Origin of the sequence: Rhizobium sp. PDO1-076, from assembly GCF_000247475.1 — a bacterium.
In the GTDB taxonomy this organism is placed as follows: Bacteria; Pseudomonadota; Alphaproteobacteria; order Rhizobiales; family Rhizobiaceae; genus Allorhizobium.
In genome coordinates this window covers 1-2,097 of sequence record NZ_AHZC01000234.1, presented here as the reverse complement: position 1 = coordinate 2,097, position 2,097 = coordinate 1, and the positions used below count along the sequence as shown (strand labels likewise).

Here is a 2,097-nt window from a genome sequence, read left to right as displayed (position 1 = left end):
CGCCATCGTCGTTGCAAGACGCCATCTCGCGCTTATCTTTTGCCCGAGACTACTTGTTCAGCGCATCCTTGAGCGCCTTCGCCGGAGTGAAGGCAACCTTTTTCTGTGCGGCGACCTTGATCGTCGCCCCGGTTGCAGGATTGCGCGCTTCGCGCTCCGGCGTGTCTTTGACCTTAAACTTGCCAAAGCCGGGGATGGACGTTTCCGCGCCGGACGTTGCGGCGGCCGTGATGGCGGAGAATACTGCTTCAACGACAGCCTTGCTTTGAACCTTGGTCAGGTTGTGTTCGGCGGCGATCTTGTCTGCGATTTCGTTGGTCGTGGTCATATGAAGTTCCTTTCCTGTCGGAACTAAAGCCTTTCCACCGGGATAACCCGCTGTCACGCGGTTCATGCCTCACTCGCAGCTGCCTTAGCCACCTTTCCACAAGTTCTAGCGATTAGACGACCGCCGGTGGGTGCAGACGGGTATCAAGGGCGAAGGTCTCCTGGAACTTCAGCGAATAGCTGCCAGCCGCTTGGCTAGCGACAAAGATCAGGTTCCAGCTATGGGTGGACACCGCGCTTGGGATTGCGACAAAACGATGCTGTCGCAGCAGGTCGTCGCCAAACGCCTGCTGACCGGCGCTCGGGATGCCGGGCCGCAGCCAGTTCGGATTGGGAACGGTGACGGGATCGACGACATGCACCGCGGAGGTGTCGGCGATGACAGCAGCCGTGAGGACATGTGGGATTGTGTCGAGCGCGCGAAAACCCTTGTGGACCGCGACCTCAAGGATCGCCGTTGACGGGTCGATGGAGCAGTAGATTGCCCGCACGCCCTTGCTGTTCCAGCGACCGCCAACACGATAAGCGCCTTCACCGCTATCCCATGTCAGGGCATAGGAGGCTTGGTCGAGCCGCCATGCAATCAGCTCGGAACCCCCAAGCGCAATTGGCAGAGGCGTCATGCATAGACGCCGTATTCGAGCCGTTCCAGATAGTCCTCGACCAGCTCGACGCCGGCAGGCGTCCCAAGCAGGTCGATCGGGCGGCGCTGATCGAGCCCGATGGCCGGACGCTCCAGCCATTGCTCGGCTTCCGCCTGCGTTCCCAGCACATCCGTTGCCTTCGACAGGATTTCGGCGAACTTCCATGCCCGACCGCTCTGCTCCTGGCTCAGCGGCTTGGACGGCGCGTCTTTTCGGCGTTGCCATGTCCTGAGGCTCATACCGACGGCCTTTTCGAGGGATTCTGTCTTACCGATAAAGACGAGGCTTCCGACGAGGTGATCGACTGCGGAGGCCGGCAATCCGATTAGCAACAATTCATGTGCGTCGAGCGCAGTTGTCAGTCGGCGCGACAGCACGCGAGCGCCACCAAGCAGGGCCTCGATCTTTTGCAGTTCCCCGCTGCGTGTCATTGAAGAAGGTGCTTTTGCTGCAACGGCCATCACTGTCTCCTGCGTCATTTGTCGCTCACAATATGACATGTGTCGCCGATCGTTTCAAGCACTAAGGCGAAACCGGCGATTTCTGTGATGAACGGGTTAGTCAAGCGCCTTTGCAATTACCGGAACATTTGGCCCATGCCGGTCGATGCTTTGAATGAAGAGTTGGCGGTCATGCCATCAGGCGTCATCGTCTTCCCCGGTTCCAGCATTACCGACAACCTTGGCGACAAGGCCCGTCGGTCCGGCATCAATGTCTGGGAACTCAAAGGAGATGGCGCGTGAGCGCCGTTTTCTTGAAATCCAAAAAATCTGGATAGTATGGAGATGAACAAAGGAGTACGGCCATGCGGCAATTCACGACAGGCGATCTCAACAAGCAGGTTGGCGACGTTACCGACGCCGCTGCACGCGAACCAGTTGTTCTTACCAAGCACAGGAAGCCACGCTTCGTGCTGATGAGCTATGAGTACTACGAGCGGATGCGGACCGGCGGCGATCCCCGTACCGCCCATCGCGTTTCGGATATGCCCGAGGAACATAAGGAACTCTTCGCCGCGGCGATCGACCGGCTGGCGCGCGGCGAGGGATATGACGATGTGCCTTGAGTTCTTGCCCGGTCAGGTGATCGAGTATCCGTATCTCCGGGCGTGGCAAGACGAGCGCGG

5 protein-coding genes are annotated in these 2,097 nt (G+C 59.0%); 2 read left to right on the top strand and 3 right to left on the bottom strand.

All coding sequences use genetic code 11. The features are described 5' to 3' along the window. Positions 1-49: 49 nt before the first annotated feature. The 3 genes from PDO_RS13970 to parS all read right to left on the bottom strand — a co-directional run bounded on the left by PDO_RS13970 (position 50) and on the right by parS (position 1,432). Positions 50-328: an HU family DNA-binding protein gene (locus PDO_RS13970; RefSeq protein WP_007602723.1), complete on the bottom strand. Its 279-nt coding sequence runs from the start codon at positions 326-328 to the stop codon at positions 50-52. Positions 329-440: 112 nt separating this feature from the next. Beyond that, positions 441-950 carry an RES family NAD+ phosphorylase gene (locus PDO_RS13965; protein WP_007602721.1) on the bottom strand — a complete coding sequence of 170 codons (510 nt, stop codon included), beginning with the start codon at positions 948-950 and terminating at the stop codon, positions 441-443. Continuing rightward, entirely contained in the window at positions 947-1,432 is a 486-nt protein-coding gene (gene parS, locus PDO_RS13960) for a type II RES/Xre toxin-antitoxin system antitoxin (RefSeq protein ID WP_007602719.1), read from the bottom strand. The genes PDO_RS13965 and parS overlap by 4 nt, the downstream gene beginning before the upstream one ends. 135 nt (positions 1,433-1,567) lie before the next feature. Here parS and PDO_RS28350 point away from each other — a divergent pair, with 135 nt between their 5' ends. Together PDO_RS28350 and PDO_RS13955 are read left to right on the top strand one after the other, a co-directional pair. Beyond that, positions 1,568-1,714 carry a hypothetical protein gene (locus tag PDO_RS28350; RefSeq protein WP_007602717.1) on the top strand — a complete coding sequence of 49 codons (147 nt, stop codon included), beginning with the start codon at positions 1,568-1,570 and terminating at the stop codon, positions 1,712-1,714. A 62-nt stretch (positions 1,715-1,776) separates the two neighbouring features. Beyond that, on the top strand, positions 1,777-2,037 hold the full coding sequence (locus PDO_RS13955) for a type II toxin-antitoxin system prevent-host-death family antitoxin (RefSeq protein WP_007602715.1): 261 nt from the start codon (positions 1,777-1,779) through the stop codon (positions 2,035-2,037). Positions 2,038-2,097 lie beyond the last annotated feature (60 nt).